This window comes from Sphingomonas bacterium (assembly GCF_903644135.1).
GTDB lineage: Bacteria > Pseudomonadota > Alphaproteobacteria > Sphingomonadales > Sphingomonadaceae > Sphingomonas.
Window position 1 is genome coordinate 1 of record NZ_CAHJXA010000375.1, and the last position, 2,587, is coordinate 2,587.

Genomic DNA, 2,587 nt, shown 5'->3' on the forward strand with positions numbered 1-2,587 from the left:
ACCATCTCCGTCGCTAAGTGCGTGCTTCATAATGCCTATTTTGTATCACGGCGGTTGCGGGGACCCGCTTCCATCTTAACTTGCGGTCCGAGCTGACAACGCGCTCTGTCGCTTTCTTCAATAGGCTGCCCTCCACTGCCCTGGTCCACAAGCTATTTGCAACCCTCGCTTAAACGTCTGAAACGGGACGCTAACGTAACAGCGGAGCGGTTGGTCCGATCTAATCTGAACCGGTTCGTCAACGGAGGGTACGTTCCAACGAGATTGCCAGTTTTGGCCTCTGGCCGGGCGACCCATTCGCTACATCTGAGAGGCCAGCGTGCCGGCTCGCCGGGGGCCCTCGATGAGCTGCTCGATCAGTTCGGGCGTCCATTGCACATATTCAACCGTCGCTCCGTCGGGGTGGCGCGCGTACATCATGCGGCCGGTCGGCACCGGCGCTATGTCGCGGATGATCTCCGCACCCGCCGCGACCAGCGTCGCTCGCGTCTCGTCGATGTCGGTCACGATCCAGGGGCCGAGACTGCCGCGGATCGGCGCCAGCGCCTCGTCCGTGCCGCCGACGACTAGGATATCGCCGATCCCGATCAGGTCCCACGGGTCGAATCGGAAGCGCAGGTGCGGCTCGCCCGCGTGCAGCGGACGCAGCACGCGAAGCGTCGCCTCCGCATCGTTGGTGAAGATGCGGGTATACGTCTTGAGGATCATGGCAGGTCTCCGGCAGGAAGCGAGGCGGCGAAGGCGGCAATCTCGCGATTGAACCGGGAAGCATCCTCGATGAAGGGCGCGTGCCCGGCGTTCGGATAGATGGAAAAGCGCGCCGAGCGGTTGATCGCGAGCATCCGCCGCGACATCGCAACAACGACCAGGGCGTCGCGTGCACCATGGCTGAGCAGCATGCGTGGCACGGCGGCGAAGGCGCGGTCGAGGCCGTCGGTCGTGATCCCGGTCACGCCCTGCTGCACCGCCCTCGGCACCATCCCGTTATACGCCAGCATCCGCGCGAATGGCGTCGCTGCGGACGGCAAGATCCGGCGATGCCAGGCGGTTGCCCAGTTCGGCGGAAACCAACGAGAGCAGGCCGGGCGCGAAGCTGGTCACCGCATCGACCAGATTGATCCTCGCCATCAACCCGGCACCGTGGCGCTTGAGATAATGCCCGGCGATCAGACCGCCCATCGACCAGGCGACGACCAGCGGGCGCCGCAGGCCGGTCTTCTCGATCACGGCGTGAAGATCGTCTCCCCATGCCGCGCCATCGGCGTAGTTCGCGGGCGTTATCGGCTTGTCGGAGTCGCCATGCCCGCGCAGGTCATGGGTCACGATGGTGAAGCGGCCGATCATCACGGGGGTCAGCTGTTCGTTGCAAGACAGCCGGCTCTGCCCCAAGCCGTGCACGAACAGGATTTCCGGGCGGACGGGATCGCCATAGCGCATCGCGGAGAGGGTCAGGCCGTCGGGGGTTCTGACCCGGGTCGCGACGCCCGCCGCGATGGCAGTCCGCGGGATCACGGCTCGCGCAGGACCCGACACACCGAAGAGCCCGGCGGCGGCAAGGGCACCGGGCGCGTCCCGCCGCGTCGCAATCATCTCCGCTTTCCCTTATCCATAGCAATCGCTAAAGAACTCCGCAGCCGCGTGGTCAAGGACTTATTTAGTGAACGATACAGACGCAGGACAGAGACGCCAAGGAGGTCGCCCGCGCGGCTTTGATCGTGACGCCGCGATCGCGACCGCGATGGAGCTGTTTTGGCGGCACGGCTACGAGGGCGTGTCGATCAGCGACCTGACCCACGCCATCGGCGTCGCTCCGCCAAGCCTCTATGCGGCCTTCGGCAGCAAGGCACGCTTGTACCACGAGGCGCTCGACCGCTACGCGGTTGGCGCGCTCGACCTGTCGGTGCTCGATGAAGCGAGCGACCTGCGCGACGGCGTTGCCGCGATGCTCGCCGCCGCCATCGGTTCGGTCCACGCTAAGGGGCAGGCCTGCATGATCTCCACGGGCATGCTTGCCTGCGACCCCGCGCACGATGCGCTCGCCCGCGATCTCGCCGATCGGCGGCGAACGTTCGAACACAATCTGCAAGAGAAGCTCGCACGCTGGCTTCCGGCGGCGGAGGCGGCGTCGCTGGCCCGCTACATCGTCGCCGTGATGCAGGGCATCTCGGTCCATGCCAGCGACGGCGCCACGCTCCCGGAACTGGAGAGCATCGCGGACCATGCGAAGGCAGCGCTGCCAAAACACTGACCTACGCCCTTCGCGAGCGTCACTGGTCGAGCTGGAACTGGCGGCGGAGATTGCCGATGAACGTCCGGTCGTCCTCTCGGCCTTGCGCTTGCCGAGCAGCGCCTTGGCATCCTCGCCGGCGATGTAGCGGAGCTGGTCCGTGCCGTCGATCGCCGCCTGGAAGATGACCTCCGCGACGACGCTCGGCGCGGAGCCGGCGCCGCCGGCGGCGAAACCGGCAAAGAGTTTCTGGACGATTGGCTGATAGTCGGCGATCTCGCCCTCGTTGTTGAAGTCGAACGAGCGGTCGCCGAAGTCGGTGTCGATCATGCTGGGTTCGACGATCTTCATGCCGACGCC

General features: G+C 65.8%; 4 protein-coding genes. 1 reads left to right on the top strand and 3 read right to left on the bottom strand.

Features of this window, described 5'->3' with window-relative positions:
* Window positions 1-300: 300 nt before the first annotated feature.
* Genes HUU96_RS14705 through HUU96_RS14715 form a run of 3 tightly spaced genes read right to left on the bottom strand, consistent with a single transcriptional unit; the run spans window position 301 to window position 1,590 of the window.
* The gene (locus HUU96_RS14705; RefSeq protein WP_174293480.1) at window positions 301-708 is read right to left on the bottom strand and encodes a VOC family protein; all 408 of its coding nucleotides are present in this window, start codon (window positions 706-708) and stop codon (window positions 301-303) included.
* The gene (locus HUU96_RS14710; RefSeq protein WP_174293481.1) at window positions 705-998 is read right to left on the bottom strand and encodes an alpha/beta fold hydrolase; all 294 of its coding nucleotides are present in this window, start codon (window positions 996-998) and stop codon (window positions 705-707) included. Before HUU96_RS14710 ends, HUU96_RS14705 begins: the two co-directional genes overlap by 4 nt.
* Window positions 985-1,590, bottom strand: a complete 606-nt coding sequence (locus HUU96_RS14715) for an alpha/beta fold hydrolase (protein WP_174293482.1) — start codon at window positions 1,588-1,590, stop codon at window positions 985-987. The genes HUU96_RS14710 and HUU96_RS14715 overlap by 14 nt, the downstream gene beginning before the upstream one ends.
* 148 nt (window positions 1,591-1,738) lie before the next feature.
* On the opposite strand from HUU96_RS14715, the gene HUU96_RS14720 reads away from it, so the two are divergent.
* The gene (locus tag HUU96_RS14720; RefSeq protein WP_174293483.1) at window positions 1,739-2,248 is read left to right on the top strand and encodes a TetR/AcrR family transcriptional regulator; all 510 of its coding nucleotides are present in this window, start codon (window positions 1,739-1,741) and stop codon (window positions 2,246-2,248) included.
* Window positions 2,249-2,587 lie beyond the last annotated feature (339 nt).

Excerpts from the sequence above, each read along its gene's own strand:
- HUU96_RS14705 (WP_174293480.1), bottom strand. The coding sequence starts at position 708 with ATGATCCTCAAGACGTATACCCGCATCTTCACCAACGATGCGGAGGCG.
- HUU96_RS14710 (WP_174293481.1), bottom strand. The coding sequence starts at position 998 with ATGCTGGCGTATAACGGGATGGTGCCGAGGGCGGTGCAGCAGGGCGTG.
- HUU96_RS14715 (WP_174293482.1), bottom strand. The coding sequence starts at position 1,590 with ATGATTGCGACGCGGCGGGACGCGCCCGGTGCCCTTGCCGCCGCCGGG.
- HUU96_RS14720 (WP_174293483.1), top strand. The coding sequence starts at position 1,739 with ATGGAGCTGTTTTGGCGGCACGGCTACGAGGGCGTGTCGATCAGCGAC.